Source organism: Aurantimonas sp. A2-1-M11 (genome assembly GCF_036549475.1).
In the GTDB taxonomy this organism is placed as follows: domain Bacteria; phylum Pseudomonadota; class Alphaproteobacteria; order Rhizobiales; family Rhizobiaceae; genus Aurantimonas.
The window spans coordinates 9,622-27,907 of record NZ_JAZHLI010000015.1; the positions used below are offsets into that span (position 1 = coordinate 9,622).

An 18,286-nucleotide genomic window follows, 5' to 3' on the forward strand; every position below is an offset into this window, starting at 1 on the left:
GCCGCGCATCAGCGGCGATGCCGGACGGTGTCCGGCCCACACGAATGACAGGACAGGCACATGGCAGTCGACAGATTCTCCTTCAGGACGTCCTGGGGCACCGAGCGTGTGGACGGCGAGACTGTCTTCCGGCTCTGGGCGCCGGGCGCCGGGCGCGCTGAGCTCGCAATCGGCCGGCCGGACAAGGATTGCGACTTCCTGCCGATGGACAAGGACGCCGAAGGCTGGTGGCGGATTGCGACCGACCAGGTGGCGGTCGGCGGAGGCTACGGCTTCCGCGTGGATGACGGCATGGTCGTGCCGGACCCGGCCGCGCGCGCCCAGATGGGCGATGTCCATGGTCTGTCGCAGCTGGTCGACCCGAAATCCTATGCCTGGAAGACCGCGGACTGGACGGGCCGGCCATGGGAAGAGGTGGTCTTCTACGAGCTGCACGCCGGGACCTTTACCCAGAATGGCACTTTCGATGCGATGATCGAAAAGCTCGATTATCTGCGCGACCTCGGGATCACCGCGATCGAGCTCATGCCGGTCGCCCAGTTCGGTGGTCGTCGCGGCTGGGGCTATGACGGCGTGCTGCTCTACTGCCCGCACGAGGCCTATGGCGGGGTCGAGGGCCTGAAGCGGCTGGTCGACGCGGCCCATGAGCGCGGCCTGATGGTCTTTCTCGACGTGGTCTACAACCATTTCGGCCCCGAGGGGAACTACATCGGCTCCTATGCGCCGGAGTTCTTCCACGAGGAAATCCACACGCCATGGGGGGCCGCGATTGCCTATGACGAGCAGCCCGTGCGCGAGTTCATGATCGACAACGCGCTGTTCTGGCTCGAGGAATATCGCATCGACGGCTTGCGCCTGGATGCGATCGACTCGATCAAGGACACCACGGACACGCCGCTGGTCAGGGAACTGGCGGAACGGGTGCGTGCCGCATTCCCGAACCGGCATGTGCACCTGACCACCGAGGACGATCGCAATATCACCTGGCATGTCGAGCGCGGCGAGACCGGGCAGCCCAAGCTGGTGTCTGGCGAGTGGAACGACGATTTCCACCATTGCGCCCATGTCATCGCGACGCACGAATATGACAACTACTACACCGACTATGTCGGCCACAGCGTCGAGCAGATGGCCAAGTGCCTGGCCACCGGCTTCGTGTTCCAAGGCGAGCATTCCGAGCACCGCGGCCGCAATGTGGGTGAAAGTTCCGCGCATCTGCCGCCGACGGCTTTCGTCAACTTCATCCAGAACCACGACCAGATCGGCAACCGCGCCTTCGGCGACCGGCTGACGGATCTCGGTTCGCGCCGCGCCGTCGAGTGCCTGCAGGCCATCCTGCTCCTGTCGCCGCAAATTCCGCTGATGTTCATGGGGGAGGAGTTCGGCGACACCCATCCCTTCAGCTTCTTCACCGATTTCGACGGCGAGCTGGGTGCGGCCGTCCGCGAGGGACGGCGCGACGAGTTCGCTAAGTTCAGTGCATTCCGGGACGAGGACGCCCGCAAGCTGATCCCCGATCCGAACGAGGAGGGCACCTTCGACAATTCCCGGCTCGACTGGACGATGTCCCAGCGGCCGACCTACCGCCGGCGCCTGGAGCTGACGCGGCAATTGCTGGCCAAGCGGCAGGCGGCGATCGTCCCGCTGCTGAAGGGCATTCCCGGCAATGGCGGCAGCTATTTCACCGCCGACGACACGAAAGCCTTCGTCGTCGCCTGGGTACTGAAGGACGGCGCCGTGCTGCATCTCTTCGCCAATCTGGACGACGAACCCTGGCCGATCCCCGGCACGGTCGTGAAGCAGGACCTGACCGGCGGAGCGCTGGTGCACGCCTATCCGAAGGGTGTCGAGGAGGAGCTGAATAGCGGCATCCTGCCGGGCTCTTCGGTGGTGTTCCGCCTGGAACAGCAAAGCCTGATCGCGGGGCCGGTATCTTGAGCGGCACTTTGCAGGAACTGGCGGAAAGCCACGGTATCCAGGTCGAATACACCTCCGAGATGGGCGAGCCGGTGCGCATCTCGGATGCGGCGGTGCGCAGCCTCCTGTCGGCGCTCGGCGTCGATCCGGAGGGCGGCGAGACCGGCCGCTTCGCCGCGGCGCATCACACGCCCGAACTCCAGTGCGCGATGCCGGAATCGCTGCACGGCAAGCGCAAATGGGGTGTCGCGTGCCAGCTCTACGGGCTGCGCTCGGCACGCAATCTGGGTCTCGGCGATTTCGCCGATCTGGCCGATCTGGCAGTCATCGCCGCCCGCAAAGGCGCGACCTTCGTCGGGGTCAATCCGCTGCATGCCCTGTTCCTTGCCGACCCCGGCCGCTTCAGCCCCTATTCTCCGTCCACCCGGAGCTTCCTGAATCCGCTCTACATCGCCGTCGACCGGCTGGATGGTGGCGAGGCCGCCCTGGACGCGCTTCGCCGGGAGCAGCCGGAGCTGTTCAAGAGCCTCGACGGCGACCTCGTCGACTATCCGGCAGTGGGACGGCTGAAGCGTCTGGCGCTGGACCGCGTCTTTGCCGCCCGGCGTGCCGAGATCCAGTCTTCGCAGACCTTCGAGCGCTTCCGCGAGGCGGGCGGCGAGGCGCTGGCCGGGTTCACCCTGTTCGAGGCGATCTCGGAACGGCAGGTGTCGAAAGGCGGTCATGCCGGTTGGCACAACTGGCCGCAGGAATTGCAGGACCGGCAGAGCCCGGCGGTGGCCGAATTCGCCTCGGCCCATGCCGACCGGCTGCTCTTCCATGCCTGGCTGCAGTTCACCGCCGAGGAACAGCTTGCCGCCGCCCAGGATACGGCCAAGTCGGCCGGCATGGCGATCGGCCTCTATCTCGACCTCGCCGTGGGCGTGGCCCCCGACGGAGCTGAAACCTGGAGCGACCCGTCGCTGAACGTCAACGCCGCCCGTGTCGGCTCGCCGCCGGACATGTTCAACAGCCAGGGCCAGGACTGGGGCCTTGCCCCGTTGTCTCCCAAGGTGCTGGGCGAGCGCGACTACCGTCCGTTGCGGGCCTCCTTCGAGGCGCTGACCCGCCATGCCGGCGCGGTGCGGATCGACCACGCCATGGGGCTGGCGCGGCTGTGGTGGATTCCGCAGGACACCGGTTCGTCGGGCGGCGGCTATGTGCGCTATCCGCTGGGCGCGATGGTGGACGCGGTGGCCGAGGCCTCGCAAGCCAATCAGTGCCTCGTCATCGGCGAGGATCTGGGTACGGTGCCGGAAGGCTTCCGTGACACGATGGAGGCGGCCAACATCCTCTCCTATCGCGTGCTGTATTTCGAGCGTCAGGACGATCGCTTCCTGGCGCCGACCGCCTATCCGGAACTGGCCCTGGCCTGCGTCTCCACCCACGATCTGGCGACGCTCGCCGGGTGGTGGACGGGCGCCGACGTGAAGCTGCGCTCGGAAGCGGGCACCCAGGACGTGGCAGCCACGGAGCGCGATCTCGCCGCGCGCCGCCACGACCGCATCGCGCTGCTGGCGGCGCTTGCAGAGGCGTGGCTCCTGCCGGCCGAGATGGCGCGATTTGCACGCGCCGGCGCGGCCGATCTGCCCGAGACTCTGCCGGCGGCGATCGCCGTCGCCGTGCATCGCTACGTCGCGCGCGCACCCTCGCTGCTGCTGACCGTTCAGCTCGAGGACATGGTGGGGCAGGAGCGCCAGCCGAATTTGCCCGGCACCACCGATCAATATCCCAATTGGCGGATCCGTTCGGACGTCCGGCTCGAGACGCTGGCCGATCACGAACGCTTCCGGGCCATGGCTGAAGCCATGCGCGAAGAAAGGCCGAACGCATAATGAGTCGCCAACTCGTCGCCACCTATCGCCTGCAGTTTCGCGAAGGCACCGACTTTGCCGTCGCCGCCGATCTCGCCGCCTATGTCGGCCGGCTGGGTGCGAGCCATCTCTACGCCTCGCCGATCTTCGCCGCTTCGCCCGGCTCGACCCACGGCTACGACGTCACCGACTACAATTCCTTCGAGGAGGACCTGGGCGGGGTCGCCGGCTTCACCGAGATGAGCGATGCGCTGGTCAAGGCCGATCTCGGCCTGATCCTCGACTTCGTGCCCAACCACATGGGCGTCTCGCCGACCAATCACTGGTGGGAGGACGTGCTGCGCTGGGGCCGCGAGAGCCGCTATGCCGGAACGTTCGACATATCCTGGGAAGCCGAGAAGATTCTCGTTCCGGTGCTGGCCAAGCCCTATGGCGAGGCGCTGGCCGACGGCGACCTGTCGGTGCTGTTCGACGAGCCGACCTCGAGCCTGCGCTTCGATGCCGCCGGCTACGGCCTGCCGATCGATCCGCGGACCTACGGCCAGGTCTTCGGCCTGATGGATCATCCGGACAAGGACCGACTGGTCCGCCGGTTTGCGGTGTCCACCCCGACCGAAGCCGACGAGATGACCGAACGGTTTCACGAGCATCTTGCCGACCCGGCCTTCCGGGCCGCGCTGGACACGGCGCTGGCGACGGTCAGCGCCGACCAGGCGGCGCTGCACGATCTGCACGAGGCGCAGGCCTGGCGCCTGGCCTGGTGGCGGACGGCGCGCGAGAAGCTGACCTATCGGCGGTTCTTCGAGATCGCCGACCTCATCGGCGTGCGCCAGGAATCGCGCCGGGTGTTCCGCGAATCCCACCAGATGGTCATGCGCCTGGCCCGCGAACGCCGGCTGGACGGCATCCGCATCGACCATGTCGACGGCCTTGCCGATCCGAAGGGGTATCTGGAAGATCTGCGCCAGGCGTTCCAGTCGGTGCGGCGCTCGCCCTCGATCCATGTCGAGAAGATCCTCACCGGCGACGAGCGCCTGCGCACGTCCTGGGAGATCGCCGGCACGACCGGCTACGAGTTCATCACGGCGCTGTCGGGCCTGTATGTCGATTCCGCGCGCGAGGCTCCGATGACCGCCGCCTATCACGGCTTCCTGGGCGAGGAGGAAGACCTGCGGGCGATGATCACCCGCCAGAAGCGGGCGATCTTCCAGCGCAACCTCGCCGGTGAACTGTCCTATCTCACCGGTCTCGCCCTGTCGGTGGCGGGCCGGGGCCTGGCCACCCGCGACCTGGGCGCCGACACCATGGCCCGGGCCATCGTCGAGGTCGCGACGGCCCTGCCGGTCTATCGCACCTATGTCTCGGTCGACGGCGTGCCGCGCCGCGACATCGCCATCATCGACGACGCCGTGGATCTGGCCATGACCGGCCGCGAGGTCGAGGCGGACGAGCCGATCCAGTTCATCGGCCGCCTGCTGAAGCTCGACTTCGATGACGGCGCCGAGGTCGCCGGCGCGCTCGACTTCACCCGCCGCCTGCAGCAGACGACGGGCGCGGTCATGGCCAAGGCGGTCGAGGACACGGTCTTCTATCGCTACAACCGGCTGATCGCCCTCAACGAGGTGGGCGGCGAGCCGGACCACTACGGCGCCGATACGAGCCTCTTCCACGAGGCCATGCAGATCCGCGTCGAGGACCAGCCGGAAGGCCTGCTGGCGACCACCACCCACGACACCAAGCGCGGCGAGGACGCCCGCGCGCGGCTCTATACGCTTTCGGAAGCGCCGGAGCACTGGCAGTCGCTGGTCAGGGAGTTTGCCGAGCGCCTGTCGCCGTTCCGCCGGTCCATCGACGGCGGCAACATGGAATCGCCCGAGCCCGCGACGGAATGGGGTCTCTATCAGTCGCTGCTCGGCGTCCTGCCGACGGATTTCGATCCCACCGACGCCGATGCCTGCGGCGGGATCGCCGAGCGCCTGTCCGCTTACGCCGAAAAGGCGGTGCGCGAGGCCAAGCGCTGGACCAGTTGGACCTCGCCGGCAGAAGCCTACGAGGCCGGCGTGCAGGAGTTCGTCCAGGCGCTCCTCGACATCCGCAAGACGGGTGATTTCCTGGCCGGGTTCTGGGCTGCGGCGCAGCCCTTCGTGGCCGCCGGCGCGCTGAATTCGCTGTCCCAGACTACCATCAAGATGGCAGCGCCGGGCGTGCCCGACATCTACCAGGGCACGGAGTTCTATGATTTTTCCCTGGTCGATCCCGACAATCGGCGCAAGATCGATTTTGCAGCCCTGACGGCAGCCTTGGCCGACGCCTGCGACGCAGGCGAGGCGCTGGCCGACTGGCGCAGCGGCCGCATCAAGGCGATGATCGTCGCGCGCGGACTGGCGATGCGCCAGCGCGTGCCGGCGCTCTTCACCTCGGGCGCCTATGTGCCGCTCGCCGTGGAAGGCGCGATGGCCTCGCATGTCGTCGCCTTTGCCCGCACCGACGACGCTGGTCATGCCGCGATCGCCATCGCACCGCGGCTGTGTCTGACCCTCCTCGACGGCCGCGAGGCGATCGACGTGCCAGCCGAGCGCTGGCAGGACACCGCCATTCGCCTGCCCGAAGGCCTTGCCGGCCGCTCCTATCGCGACGCCATCACCGGCGCGGAGTTGGAGCTGGCGCCGGACCTGCCGCTGCCGGCGGCGCTGGCGCAGCTTCCCTTCGCGTTGCTTGAGGCCATCTGACCGCCCACCACGGGCATCACCGCGCGCAACGGAGGCAGTCATGGCGATCCGCACCGTCGTATGGAACGAGTTCGTCCACGAGCGCGAGGAGCCGGACGTTCGCGCGATCTATCCGGACGGAATCCACCAGACGATCGCCGCGGCGCTCCGGCAGGATCCCGATCTCGAGGTCTCGACCGCAACCATGGACGAGGCCGAGCACGGTCTGCCGCAGGCGCGTCTCGACGCGACGGACGTCCTTCTGTGGTGGGGCCACAAGGCGCACCGGCAGGTGCGCGACGAAACGGTCGAGCGTGTCGCCGAACGGGTGCATCAGGGGATGGGCCTGATCGTCCTGCATTCGGGGCATTTCTCGAAGATCTTCAAGCGCCTGATGGGCACGCCCTGCTCGCTGCGCTGGCGCGAGGCCGGCGAGCGCGAGCGCCTGTGGACGGTCAACCGCTCCCATCCGATCACGCAAGGAATCGGTTCGGCGATCGAATTGCCCCAGGCCGAGATGTATGGCGAGCCCTTCCTCGTGCCCGAGCCGGTGGAGACGGTGTTCATCTCCTGGTTCGAGGGCGGCGAGGTGTTCCGGTCCGGGCTGACCTACCGGCGGGGGGCCGGCAACATCTTCTATTTCAGCCCCGGCCACGAGACCTACCCGATCTACCACGATCCGGCCGTCCAGACGGTCCTGCGCAACGCGGTTCGCTGGGCGTGGAATCCGGCGCCGTCATGGGCGGACGTGTCGAATGCGCCGAACGTGCCAGTCGACGCGGCACCCGAACCCATCCGGCAGCGCGGCCCCTCCCTGCACAAGGACGGCGAGGCCGGCTACCAATGACCGGCGGGGCGGTGACACCCCCGCAGGACGGCGCCAAGCGGATCATGATCCTCGGCACCGGCAGCATCGCCCATCGCCATGCCGAACATTTCGCCTCCATTCCCGGCTGCCTGATCGTGGCGGCCTGCGATACCAATGGCGAGCGGGCGCGGACCTTCGCGACCATGCACGACATCTCGCACGCCTTCGACGCTCTCGACGCGGCGCTCGCCTGGGACGGATTCGACGCGGTGGTGAATGCGACGCCCGACCAGGTCCACAAGTCGACCACGCTGCGGATCGTGGCGCGAGGCAAGGCGGTGTTCTGCGAGAAGCCCCTGGCGGTCAATGCCGCCGACGCCTTCGACATGGTCGCCGCCGCCGAAGGGGCCGGCGTGATCAACATGGTCAATCTGACCTATCGCAACGCCCATGCCATCCAGATGGCCCGCCGGATGGTCGGGGCAGGCGAGATCGGGGAGATCCGGCATGTGGAGGCGAGCTATCTGCAGAGCTGGCTGACCGGCCGCCATTGGGGCGACTGGCGCGTCGACGAGCGCTGGTTGTGGCGCCTGTCGACCGCCCACGGTTCCGGTGGCGTGCTCGGCGACATCGGCATCCACATCCTCGACTTCGTTACCTTCGGCACGGGTCTCGACATCGTGGCGCTGGGCGCTCGGCTCAAGACCTTCGACAAGGCCGAGGGCGGGGTGATCGGCGACTATCGCCTCGACGCCAACGATTCCTGCGCGATGACGGTGGAACTGGCCAATGGCGCGCTCGGCGTCGTCCACATGAGCCGCTCGGCCACCGGCAAGGAGAACGATCTCGACCTGACCATCCATGGCGACAAGGGCGCCCTGCAGATCTGGTCCAACACGACGGATTCGACGTTGCACGCCTGTCTCGGGCCGGACATCGAGACCCAGACCTGGAAACAGCTCGACTGCCCGCCGACGCCGCGCAATGCCGATCGCTTCGTGCTGGCGCTCCTGTCCGGCATCAACGGACAGCCGGACTTTCGCCACGCGGCCGAGGTGCAGAAGCTCCTGGACCTGTCGATCCGGTCGGATGCGGAACGCCGGACGCTCGCCGTGGCCTGACGGAGATTTGCACGCGAGTCGCCTTTCGTCCCGGCTATCCAGTCCCGGTTAAGGATTTGTCCCGTATGCTGTCTCTTGTGGGCCGCCTGACGCGGCCGCGTGTTACGTGCTGTCCGCACGGCCAGGAAACGCCGGCATGCTGTCGAATACGCTCTCGTACCAGCTCTACACCCGCGACATGACCCGTACGCTCGACCGCATCGCGGCCGACCCGGTGGTCAAGCGCGAGGCGGAGTATTACCGCACCAACATCCATTCGGTCTCGACGATCGAAGAGTTCATGGGCGACTACCGGCTCTATTCCTACGCCATGAAGGCCTACGGGCTGGAAGAGCAGATCGACTCGCGAGCGCTCATCAAGAAGGTGCTCGAGAGTGACCTCAGCGATACCAAGAGCCTGGCCAACAAGCTGTCGGACGAGCGCTACCGCACCTTCGCCAAGGCCTTCAGCTTCGTCAGCACCAAGGAGCCGCCCGTTCTGGTGGCCCAGTCGGTCGGGCAGACCGACCTGATCGTCGAAGCCTATTCGGAATACCGCACCCGCGCCGGCCAGGTGCATGCCGTGGCGGCCAAGGGCTACATGGACGGCATTGGCGCGATCGGCAATGTCGACGAATTCCTCAACAGCACGCATCTGTTCAACGTCGCCCTGTCCTCCGTCGGCATCGACCCTTCGGTCGCGTCCAAATCCTTCATCCGCGATGTCCTGACCGGCAACGCCGCCGACGGCCCGGCTGCCAACGGCGACAACCGCTACGCCGATCTCGCCGCCATGCTGGGCTTCGAGCCGGATGGCTCCGTGCCCGCCGGCGGCCTGCAGAGCGTCAGCGAAGCCAACAACACGGTCTTCGACTATTTCGACGAGAAGGGCCTCGCCACCAGCGAGCAGGCGGCGGCCTATCAGGTCAGCTACTACGAATCCGAGATCGCCAAGGTCCGCACCGCCGACGAATTCGTCAAAGATCCGCGCCTGTTCTCCATGGCGCTCAGTTCGGTCGGCCTGAGCGATTCCGAGATGCCGTCCTATGCCTGGACGCTGATCACCAGCGACCTGTCGGACCCGGATAGCGCCCTCAACCAGATGCCGGAGGACACGCCGGCGTCGCTCGCCCGCAAGGAGAACTACAAGCGTCTTGCGGAACGCCTGAACTTCGATACCCAGGGCAACCTGGCCGTGGGTGAAGCTGCCCAGAGCGAGGCGGCGCGCACGGCGACGGTGGAAGGCTATTTCGCCAATTACCGCTCCAGCACGGCCGGCAACGACAAGATCGCCACCAGCCTTTTCCGCGTCGCGGTCAGCGGCGTCTCGACGGTCCGCCAGTTCGCCTCGAGCACGGCGCTCTACGATTACGCCCTCAAGGCGTTCGGCCTCGATCCGGCCACGGAAAGCCGCAGCAGCATCATGCGGGTGCTGCGCAGCGATCCGTCCGATCCCTCGTCCTACGCCAATTCGCTGGGCGACGAGCGCTATGTGAACCTGGCGGCGGCATTCAATTTCGGCGAGAGCGGCAATCTTGCGGCCCAGCGCATCGCCCAGACCGAGGCGAACCAGATCGACACGGCCACCCGCTATGCCGAGCGCCTCGGCGACAAGCCTACCGCAGCCGAGACCAAGGCCGCCAAGGAAGACACCACGGCCTACAAGAAGGCACTGGTATCGATCGTCTCGGTCGACGACTTCGTCGCCAACAAGACGGTCGTCGACTTCGCCCTCAAGGCCTATGGGCTGGAGGCCGAGCGCCTGTCGCAGAAGGATCTCGTCGCGATCCTGACCAGCGACCCGTCGGACCCGGAAAGCTTCGTCAACAAGTCGGGTGACCGGCGTCTGATCGAATTCTCGGCCGCCTACGCCTTCACCCCCGATGGCGGCATCGAGCGTGGCGTCGAGGAAATCCAGAGTGCCAGCGACTTCCTGTCGACGCAGGATTTCTACCTGCGCCAGACGATGGAGGAGGAAGCCGGCGCCGACAACGAATCCGTCCGCCTGTCACTGTATTTCCGCCGCATGGCCCCCGACCTGACCTCGATCTACGAAATCCTCGCCGACCCGGCGCTCCTGACCGTGGTGCAGACGGCGGTCGGCCTTCCGGCCGAGTCGAGCCAGAGCAATCTCGATCTGCAGGAGCGGACCATCGCGAAGAAGCTGGATCTGGAGACGCTGAAGGATCCCAAGGGGCTGGAACGGTTCATTGTCCGCTATCTCGCCCTGCAGGAGGCACAGTCGACCAGCACGGCCACATCTCCGGCGCTTGCTATCCTGGGAAGCTCGGGCGGCATTCTGTAGCCTTGCGCCTTCCACAACGATAAAGGCCCCGGACGCATCTGCGACGGGGCCTTTATCGTTTCGGTTCCCGCAGGTGGTTTGAACGGAGCCACCTGGGGCAACGTCGACCGCTGCGAGCGAGACCTGTCAGCGGACCGACAGCACGTCGCCGCTGCGGCGGTCTATCTCGACCCGCATCCGGCGGTCGCGGCGATCCCCGCCTTCGACGCGGTAGGCGCCTCGGCTGCGGCTGACCTGATCGACGCGGCGCATCCCCTGGCGCTTGGCGATCCGCACGGCGTCGCGTTCCGACACCTCGCGGCGGTTCGCGCCGCGGTCGTCGCGATGGTCGCGCCGTTCACGATCGTCGCGTCTCATCTGTTCCTGCGGCACGACGCGAATGCCGTCCGGGCCGATCTGGATGCTCTGCGAGAGCACCGGGGTGGTGGCGGTCATCGCCGCAATTGCCACCAATGCGTAAAGGGGTTTCCTGAAGGTCACGGATCGTTTCCTGCCGACACGACGCAGCCGCAAAGAATTCCGGCGCTGGTCCGGACAGAAAACAGGATTTCCGGTTGTTAAGTTCCTTGATTGTCAGGTGGATGCAGAATATCGGCGCTGCGACCCAGTGCAGACCGACGCCCGGGGGTGGCCCTGCCGGCCGCCCCCGGGCACAACGGGGTCCGCAGCCGTCAGTGCAGGTACTGGCCGCCATTGGCAGACAGCGTGGAGCCGGTGATGAAGCCGGCATCGTCCGACGCCAGGAACACCACGCAGCGGGCGATTTCGCCTGCCTCGCCGAGGCGGCCGATCGGAATCTGCGGCAGGATGTGCTTCTGCATCACGTCGTCGGAGATCGTCGCCATCATCTCCGTGTTGATGTAGCCGGGGCAGACCGTGTTGACGGTGATGCCCTTCTTGGCACCTTCCTGGGCCAGCGCCTTGGAGAAGCCGATGTCGCCCGCCTTGGCGGCGCAGTAATTCGCCTGGCCGGCCTGGCCCTTCTGGCCGTTGATCGACGAGATGTTGATGATACGGCCGAAATTGCGGGACCGCATGCCCTCCCAGACCGGCCGCGTCATGTTGAACAGGCCGTTGAGATTGGTGCCGATGACCTCCTGCCACTGCTCGGGCGTCATCTTGTGGAACATCGCGTCCCGGGTGATGCCGGCATTGTTCACGAGGATCTCCACCGGCCCGTGCTCGGCCTCCACCCTGGCGATGCCTTCGGCGCAGGCCTCGTAGGACGACACGTCCCATTTGTAGACGGCGATGCCGGTCGCCTCCTTGAAGGCGTTCGCCTTCTCGTCATTGCCCGCATAGGTCGCGGCCACCGTGTAGCCGGCTTCCTTAAGGGCCTCGGAGATGGCGGCGCCGATTCCCCGCGTGCCCCCCGTGACGATCGCAACTCTTCCCATGTCTTCCTCCCGGTTTGAAACTCCTAGAGCGCGCGAGCGTCGCGCGTTCCCTGCGTCTTGTCATGTGCGGCGGACGGCGCGTCGGTTCCCAGCCTGTGCCGAAGCAGGAAGGCCTTGCCGTCGCTGGCGCCCTGTCGCCAGGTTTCCTCGATCTTGCCGCGGTCCGTGAAATCGATCTTGTCGGCCGGCACCGCCTCGGACGGCTGGACATAAAGGCAGGTATCCGATTGCGGCAGGTGGCGGAACCGCCGGGTCAGAAGGATCAGGGTCCGCCCCTCGTTCGGATCGGGCATCGGTGCCTTGGAGGTCATCCCGCCGTCGATTACCGGCCGGCCGTTCCACCCCTCGACGTTGAAGACCGGCGGGATGACCGCCGCGATGCAGATCAGGTCGATCAGCGTGCCGTCACGGGCCGCCTGGCGCGCGTCGACGAACGACTGGTCGGCGCCAAGCGAGGTGGGCAGCACGACTTTCGGCGTCGAGCGGACGGCGATATCGAGGAGGTAGGCCGCCATCATCGGAAAGGTCGACCATTTCGGCAGCAGCCGGGTCGGTGGATGGGCAAGCAGAACCTGGAAGGACGGCCCGTCCGCGATCGCCGCGATCGCCTGCCGGTCCAGCGTTTCGGTGACGATCTCCCGGTACAGGCGCTGATGCGGCGTCAGTCCGTCCGACTGCACCTCGTTCCAGCTGGTGGAAAGGTTCTCCTCTCGCCGATCGAACGTTGCGCCCATCGTCTCCAGCAGGGTCTCGTCGCGCCCCGCGATGAAGCAGCTGGCCGCCAGCGCGCCTCCCGACACGCCGGCGATTCGCGTCGGCTCCAGGGCCATCGGCCGGCGGACCGTCTTCAGGAAACCGCCATGCCAGAAGCAGCGCGTGCCGCCGCCCGAGAAGACGAGCTGCTCGAAGTTGAGCTCCGTCATGCCGCCGAGCCGTACCGAACGGCCCGAATTACGGGCGCTCGAAGCACATGGCGACGCCCATGCCGCCGCCGATGCACAGGGTCGCCAGGCCCTTCCTGGCGTCGCGCCGGATCATCTCGTGGATCAGCGTGTTGAGAATGCGGGTGCCCGACGCGCCGATCGGATGGCCGATCGCGATCGCCCCGCCATTGACGTTGACGATGTCCGGGTTCCAGCCGAGATCCTTGTTCACCGCGCAGGCCTGGGCGGCGAAGGCCTCGTTGGCCTCGACGAGATCGAGATCCTCGACGCTCCAGCCGGCCTTCTCCAGCGCCTTGCGCGACGCCGGGATCGGGCCCGTGCCCATGATCGACGGATCGACGCCGGCGGTCGCCCAGGAGACGATCCGCACCAGCGGCTTGAGCCCGCGCCGCTCGGCCTCGGCCTCGCTCATCAGCACCGTCGCGCCGGCGCCGTCATTGATGCCGGAGGCGTTGGCGGCCGTCACCGAGCCTTCCTTGTCGAAGGCGGGGCGCAGCTTCTGCACCTTGTCCAGGGTCGTGCCGTGCTTGATGTACTCGTCGTCCTCGACCACCGTGTCGCCCTTGCGGCCCTTGACGGTGAAGGGAACGATCTCGTCCTTGAAGCGGCCGGCCTTCTGGGCAGCCTCGGCCTTGTTCTGCGAGGCGACGGCAAATTCGTCCTGCATATCGCGGGTGATCTGCCACTGGCGCGAGACGTTCTCGGCCGTGTTGCCCATGTGATAGCCGTTGAAGGCGTCGATCAGGCCATCCTTCAGCATGGTGTCGACCATCTTCAGGTCGCCCATCTTCTGTCCCTGGCGCAGATGCGCCGCATGCGGGGCCATGGACATGGATTCCTGGCCACCGGCGACGATGATCCTGGCGTCGCCCATGGCGATCTGCTGCATGCCGATGGCGACGGTGCGAAGGCCCGAGCCACAGAGCTGGTTGAGCGCCCAGGCGGTGGTCTCCTTCGGGCATCCGGCCGCCATGGCCGCCTGGCGGGCCGGGTTCTGGCCCTCGCCCGCGGTGAGGATCTGGCCCATGATGACCTCGTCCACCTCGCCGGCATCGACCTTCGCGCGCGCCAGCGCCTCGCGGATTACCACCGCGCCCAGTTCATGGGCCGGTACCGTGGCGAAGGCGCCGTTGAAGGAGCCGACCGGGGTGCGCGCGGCGCCGACGATGACGACCGATTGTCCGTTGCTCATGATCTGTGTCTCCCTGCGGGGCTGCCCGCGATCCGTGACGAGTCCGGCCGGCGGCACACAGGGCGCCGCGGACGACTTCATCCGTGTTGTCGCAGAGCCGCTTTGCGACTGTCAAACGCGAACCCCGGTGCGACCCACGGCCTGCGGGCCACGTGCCGAGGAGGACAGTGGCGGCGAGCACAAAGGAAGATGCGACATGGGAATGGTTTGAGTACCGCCGGGTTTTGTGCCTATCATTTATGCGGCGCAACGAAGCAGTCGCACAAAAGGACGGCGTTGACGCTGGGAACGCGGGCTAAGGGGTGAGGAATGGCCAAGAATTCGGATGCGACGGTCATCAAGAAATACGCCAACCGCCGGCTCTACAACACGGGTACGAGCACGTATGTGACGCTGGAGAATCTGGCGGCGATGGTGAAGCGGAACGAGGAGTTCGAGGTTCAGGACGCCAAGACCGGCGAGGACATCACCCATTCCGTGCTGACGCAGATCATCTTCGAGCAGGAGAACAAGGGCGGACAGAACCTGATGCCGATCGCCTTTCTGCGCCAGCTCATCCGCTTCTACGGCGACCAGATGCAGATGGTCATTCCCGCTTATCTGGAACAGTCCATGAGCGCCTTCTCCCGCGAGCAGGAGGGGTTCCGCGACAAGCTGCCGAGCGCCATGGCGCAGACGCCGATCAAGCTGATGGAAGAGCAGGTTCGTCGTAACACCGAGATGTTCCGCCAGGCAATGGCGGTGTTCAATCCCTTCGCGGCGGGCGCCATGGCCAATGGCAGTGCCGGCCAGGCGGCCGCCACGCGCGACAGTGCCCAGGAGCCGGCCGCCGACGATCTGAAGGCGATGCGCGAGCAGCTGGTCGAGATGCAGAAGCGGATCGAGGCGCTCGACGCCCGCAAGACCGAGACCAAGAAGGCCGACTAGGGCTTCGCGGCTTCGCTGACCGGCCGGCGGGGAGGCGTGGCGGCCGGGCTGTGATGTCCGAGGGCAGGGTATCGGAAATCGCGCCGGGCGACCGGCACCCGGTCATTCCGGACCGCCCACGAGAAAGGGGCCCGTCCTGCCGGACCGGCCCCTTGCCTCATGTCATCGATGCGGCAGCGTGCTGCCGAAGACTTACGCCTTTTCCTTCACCGACAGGATCTGGCGACCGCGATACATGCCGGTCTTCAGGTCGACATGGTGCGGACGGCGCAACTCGCCCGAATCCTTGTCTTCGATGTAGGTGGGCGCCTTCAGCGCGTCCGCCGAACGGCGCATGCCGCGCTTCGACGGGGACGTTTTGCGTTTGGGTACGGCCATGTCTTGCTCCGTTCGGGCTGTCGGGAGACACCGGAAACGGCATCGTCGACGTTTGTGTGATCTGGTCCTGCGCCGGCCTGGGGCTCCGCGCATTCACGTCGGCGTCGCCCGCAATCACATCAAGATCGCTGCAGGACTTCGCCATGACGGGAATTCGAGGCTGCCCATAGCAAAGACCCGGCCGGTTGGGAAGGGGGCGGAGACGATTCCGCTCAGCCGGCCCCGGCAGGTTTCACGCAGCCGACATAATCGCCGGAAGCTCCGGCCATGCGCTGCACCCGGTCGGCGAGGCGGTTGAGCCCGCGCCCGGGATTGGCCGGATTGCGTTCGACGGGGTTGGGCAGCGTGACGGCCAGGAGCGCCGCCTGGCGGGCGGTGAGATTGCCGGCCGAGCGGCTGAAATAGTGTTGGGCGGCGGCTTCGACGCCGTAGATGCCGGTGTCCCACTCCACGACGTTGAGATAAATCTCCATGATCCGCCGCTTCGACAGGACGAGGTCGAGATACAGCGCCAGCGGTGCTTCCACCGCCTTGCGTACGTAGGACCGTCCGCCCCAGAGGAAGAGATTCTTCACCGTCTGCATGGGAATCGTCGAGGCGCCGCGGGTTTCCTCTCCGGCCAGCGCCTCCTCGACCACGGCGCGCACCTCACCCCAGTCGATGCCGTCGTGCCGGCAGAACTGGCCGTCCTCGGACATGATCACCGAATAGACCATCACCGGCGCGATGTCGTCGATGGCCACCCAGTCGCGCTGCATCGGGCGGAAGCCGAAATGGTCGGCCAGCATCAGCGTCGAAACGGGATGGATCGTGCGCAGGGCATAGACCGGCGTCAGCACGAGGGGAACCGCCACCAGTACCAGCGTTAAAAGGGCGACGACCGCCGCCACGCGCCGGATCATTGCGGCGCGTCCTTGCAGCAGGCGCAGCTGTGTGACGGGCAGGGGCGGAGGCGAGCGCTCATCTCGCGGTCATACCGGGGACGTCGCATGGCCGCAACGCTGCGGCACGCCGACCTGCATTCGCGCACGCACGGCGGCTTGACCCGGCGTCCCGCTTCGGCAAAGCCGGACGCGCATTGACAGGAGAGCGACGCAGCGATGAGCCAGACCCCGTTTCAAGCCCGGCTGTCCGAGGCGGCCGACCTGACCGAAGCACGGCTTTCGGAATGCCTCGCCGATGGCGGCGACCTGGTCGCGGGGGCGCCGGCACGCCTTCTGGCCGCCATGCGCCATGGCGCGCTGGGCGGCGGCAAGCGACTGCGGCCCTTCCTGGTGATTGAGAGCGCCCGCCTGTTCGGCGGCGAAGTGCAGGCCGCCGTGGGGGCCGCGACGGCGCTGGAATGCATCCACTGCTACTCCCTGGTCCATGACGATTTGCCGTCTATGGACGATGACGATCTGCGGCGCGGCAAGCCGACCGTCCACCGGGCCTATGACGAGGCGACGGCGATTCTGGCCGGCGACGGGCTGCTGACGCTCGCCTTCGGCCTCGTGGCCGGCGAAGAGCGCCTGTCCCCGGCTGCCCGGGTGGCGCTGGTCGCCCTGCTGGCGCGCGACGCCGGCGCGGCGGGCATGGTCGGCGGGCAGGCACTGGACCTGGCCGCCGAGACCGATGTCCTGTCCGAGGACGAGATCGCCCGGATGCAGGCGATGAAGACCGGTGCGCTGATCGCCTTCGCCTGCGAGGCCGGCGCGATCGTCGCCGATGCGGATGCGCAGGGGCGCGCCCGGCTTCGGCGCTTCGGCGAGATCGTCGGCCTCGCCTTCCAGCTTGCCGACGATCTCCTCGACGAGACGGCCGACGCCGCGGCGCTGGGCAAGGCCGCCGGCAAAGACCGCGAGCGGGGCAAGAAGACGCTGCCCGCCCTCCACGGCGTCGACTGGACCCGGACCCGCCTCGACCACCTGGTGGCCGAGGCGGAGGCCGAGTTGGCACCTTATGGCGAGGCGAGCGCAGTGCTGGTCGAAGCCGCACGCTTCGTGGCGAACAGGACGAGCTGAGAGGTGCACCAAGGCCCTGTTATAAGGGGCGGGAGCGAGCAACGTCCGGCACAATGCCGGAGTCGGGCCGACTGCTGCCGGCACCATGCTGTCCGTTCCTGCGGGAGCGGGCTAACCTGAATACAGCTGCTACTGTGAGAGAACCCATGTCACTGACGAACCTCCTCGTGCCGACCTACAGGAACATGTTGCGGACGCTTTCCGGTCTGCTGGACAAGGTGGAGCAGTAGCCGCCGGATCAGGCCGAAAGGCTGGTGTCTGCGCGACTGGCACCGGACATGTATCCCCTGGCCTCGCAGGTGCGCTTTGCCGCTTACCAGGCCCAGGAGGCGACGTTTCGCCTGCGCGGCCAGGACATACCGGCATCCCTCGAGGCCGTGGCGACCGAGGGGCGCAATGCCGGCGATGCGCCCGGATCCTTCGCGGACATGCGCGCCCGGCTCGGCGAAGCCCTGGAGCATCTGGACGGCCTCACCGACGACGCGCTCGATGCAGGCGCCTTTCTGCCGATCGAGATCAGGCTTCAGGGGGGTATCACCTTCGACATGAACGGCGAACAATACGTTCGTGACTGGGCGCTGCCCCAGTTCTACTTCCACGTCGTCACCGCTTACGCGATCCTGCGCAATCAGGGCGTCGAGATCGGCAAGGCCGATTACGTGCCTCACATGTTCCCCTATCTGCGACCGGGATCGATGCCGGGAGCATAACCGACGAGCCCGGCTACGCACGCCGGAAAGCCGTTCTGAATGGT

Annotated in this window: 15 protein-coding genes; 9 read left to right on the forward strand and 6 right to left on the reverse strand. The window is 66.8% G+C overall.

What is annotated here, in order from left to right; translation table 11 throughout:
* Positions 1-60: 60 nt before the first annotated feature.
* The 6 genes from treZ to VQ042_RS09105 all read left to right on the forward strand — a co-directional run bounded on the left by treZ (position 61) and on the right by VQ042_RS09105 (position 10,691).
* Complete coding sequence (gene treZ, locus VQ042_RS09080; protein WP_331818376.1) at positions 61-1,938, forward strand: malto-oligosyltrehalose trehalohydrolase; 1,878 nt, start codon at positions 61-63, stop codon at positions 1,936-1,938.
* Positions 1,935-3,791 carry a 4-alpha-glucanotransferase gene (malQ, locus tag VQ042_RS09085; protein ID WP_331818378.1) on the forward strand — a complete coding sequence of 619 codons (1,857 nt, stop codon included), beginning with the start codon at positions 1,935-1,937 and terminating at the stop codon, positions 3,789-3,791. The genes treZ and malQ overlap by 4 nt, the downstream gene beginning before the upstream one ends.
* Complete coding sequence (gene treY / locus VQ042_RS09090) at positions 3,791-6,499, forward strand: malto-oligosyltrehalose synthase (protein WP_331818380.1); 2,709 nt, start codon at positions 3,791-3,793, stop codon at positions 6,497-6,499. The genes malQ and treY overlap by 1 nt, the downstream gene beginning before the upstream one ends.
* Positions 6,500-6,539: 40 nt before the next feature.
* Positions 6,540-7,325: a ThuA domain-containing protein gene (locus VQ042_RS09095; RefSeq protein ID WP_331818382.1), complete on the forward strand. Its 786-nt coding sequence runs from the start codon at positions 6,540-6,542 to the stop codon at positions 7,323-7,325.
* A complete protein-coding gene (locus VQ042_RS09100) occupies positions 7,322-8,407 on the forward strand; it encodes a Gfo/Idh/MocA family protein (protein WP_331818384.1) in 1,086 nt (361 codons plus the stop codon). The genes VQ042_RS09095 and VQ042_RS09100 overlap by 4 nt, the downstream gene beginning before the upstream one ends.
* Before the next feature lie 136 nt (positions 8,408-8,543).
* Complete coding sequence (locus VQ042_RS09105) at positions 8,544-10,691, forward strand: DUF1217 domain-containing protein (protein WP_331818386.1); 2,148 nt, start codon at positions 8,544-8,546, stop codon at positions 10,689-10,691.
* 126 nt (positions 10,692-10,817) lie between these two features.
* Here VQ042_RS09105 and VQ042_RS09110 read toward each other — a convergent pair whose 3' ends face one another.
* The 4 genes from VQ042_RS09110 to VQ042_RS09125 form a co-directional block, all read right to left on the reverse strand.
* Positions 10,818-11,126 carry a PepSY domain-containing protein gene (locus tag VQ042_RS09110; protein WP_331818388.1) on the reverse strand — a complete coding sequence of 103 codons (309 nt, stop codon included), beginning with the start codon at positions 11,124-11,126 and terminating at the stop codon, positions 10,818-10,820.
* A 236-nt stretch (positions 11,127-11,362) separates the two neighbouring features.
* Positions 11,363-12,088, reverse strand: coding sequence for an acetoacetyl-CoA reductase (gene phbB / locus VQ042_RS09115; protein WP_331818390.1), 726 nt, complete (start codon positions 12,086-12,088; stop codon positions 11,363-11,365).
* A 23-nt stretch (positions 12,089-12,111) separates the two neighbouring features.
* A complete protein-coding gene (locus VQ042_RS09120) occupies positions 12,112-13,011 on the reverse strand; it encodes a patatin-like phospholipase family protein (RefSeq protein ID WP_331818392.1) in 900 nt (299 codons plus the stop codon).
* Positions 13,012-13,039: 28 nt separating this feature from the next.
* Positions 13,040-14,224, reverse strand: a complete 1,185-nt coding sequence (locus VQ042_RS09125) for an acetyl-CoA C-acetyltransferase (protein WP_331818394.1) — start codon at positions 14,222-14,224, stop codon at positions 13,040-13,042.
* Between the two features lie 309 nt (positions 14,225-14,533).
* On the opposite strand from VQ042_RS09125, the gene phaR reads away from it, so the two are divergent.
* Complete coding sequence (phaR, locus tag VQ042_RS09130) at positions 14,534-15,151, forward strand: polyhydroxyalkanoate synthesis repressor PhaR (RefSeq protein ID WP_331818396.1); 618 nt, start codon at positions 14,534-14,536, stop codon at positions 15,149-15,151.
* 192 nt (positions 15,152-15,343) lie between these two features.
* On the opposite strand, the gene rpmF is transcribed toward phaR, so the two are convergent.
* Positions 15,344-15,529, reverse strand: coding sequence for a 50S ribosomal protein L32 (rpmF, locus tag VQ042_RS09135; protein ID WP_040325927.1), 186 nt, complete (start codon positions 15,527-15,529; stop codon positions 15,344-15,346).
* 212 nt (positions 15,530-15,741) lie between these two features.
* Positions 15,742-16,431 (reverse strand): monofunctional biosynthetic peptidoglycan transglycosylase, encoded by a 690-nt coding sequence (gene mtgA / locus VQ042_RS09140; protein ID WP_331818401.1) that lies wholly within the window; start codon positions 16,429-16,431, stop codon positions 15,742-15,744.
* A 198-nt stretch (positions 16,432-16,629) separates the two neighbouring features.
* Here mtgA and VQ042_RS09145 point away from each other — a divergent pair, with 198 nt between their 5' ends.
* Entirely contained in the window at positions 16,630-17,532 is a 903-nt protein-coding gene (locus tag VQ042_RS09145) for a polyprenyl synthetase family protein (RefSeq protein ID WP_331818403.1), read from the forward strand.
* Positions 17,533-17,786: 254 nt separating this feature from the next.
* Positions 17,787-18,242, forward strand: a complete 456-nt coding sequence (locus tag VQ042_RS09150; protein ID WP_331818405.1) for a DUF1993 domain-containing protein — start codon at positions 17,787-17,789, stop codon at positions 18,240-18,242.
* The last annotated feature ends 44 nt before the right edge of the window (positions 18,243-18,286 follow it).

Bases quoted from the DNA above. Each gene is read 5' to 3' on its own strand.
- treY (WP_331818380.1), top strand. From the start codon at position 3,791: ATGAGTCGCCAACTCGTCGCCACCTATCGCCTGCAGTTTCGCGAAGGC.
- VQ042_RS09120 (WP_331818392.1), bottom strand. From the start codon at position 13,011: ATGACGGAGCTCAACTTCGAGCAGCTCGTCTTCTCGGGCGGCGGCACG.
- phaR (WP_331818396.1), top strand. From the start codon at position 14,534: ATGGCCAAGAATTCGGATGCGACGGTCATCAAGAAATACGCCAACCGC.
- VQ042_RS09145 (WP_331818403.1), top strand. From the start codon at position 16,630: ATGAGCCAGACCCCGTTTCAAGCCCGGCTGTCCGAGGCGGCCGACCTG.
- rpmF (WP_040325927.1), bottom strand. From the start codon at position 15,529: ATGGCCGTACCCAAACGCAAAACGTCCCCGTCGAAGCGCGGCATGCGC.
- mtgA (WP_331818401.1), bottom strand. From the start codon at position 16,431: ATGATCCGGCGCGTGGCGGCGGTCGTCGCCCTTTTAACGCTGGTACTG.
- VQ042_RS09110 (WP_331818388.1), bottom strand. From the start codon at position 11,126: ATGACCGCCACCACCCCGGTGCTCTCGCAGAGCATCCAGATCGGCCCG.
- VQ042_RS09125 (WP_331818394.1), bottom strand. From the start codon at position 14,224: ATGAGCAACGGACAATCGGTCGTCATCGTCGGCGCCGCGCGCACCCCG.
- phbB (WP_331818390.1), bottom strand. From the start codon at position 12,088: ATGGGAAGAGTTGCGATCGTCACGGGGGGCACGCGGGGAATCGGCGCC.
- VQ042_RS09105 (WP_331818386.1), top strand. From the start codon at position 8,544: ATGCTGTCGAATACGCTCTCGTACCAGCTCTACACCCGCGACATGACC.
- treZ (WP_331818376.1), top strand. From the start codon at position 61: ATGGCAGTCGACAGATTCTCCTTCAGGACGTCCTGGGGCACCGAGCGT.
- VQ042_RS09100 (WP_331818384.1), top strand. From the start codon at position 7,322: ATGACCGGCGGGGCGGTGACACCCCCGCAGGACGGCGCCAAGCGGATC.
- VQ042_RS09095 (WP_331818382.1), top strand. From the start codon at position 6,540: ATGGCGATCCGCACCGTCGTATGGAACGAGTTCGTCCACGAGCGCGAG.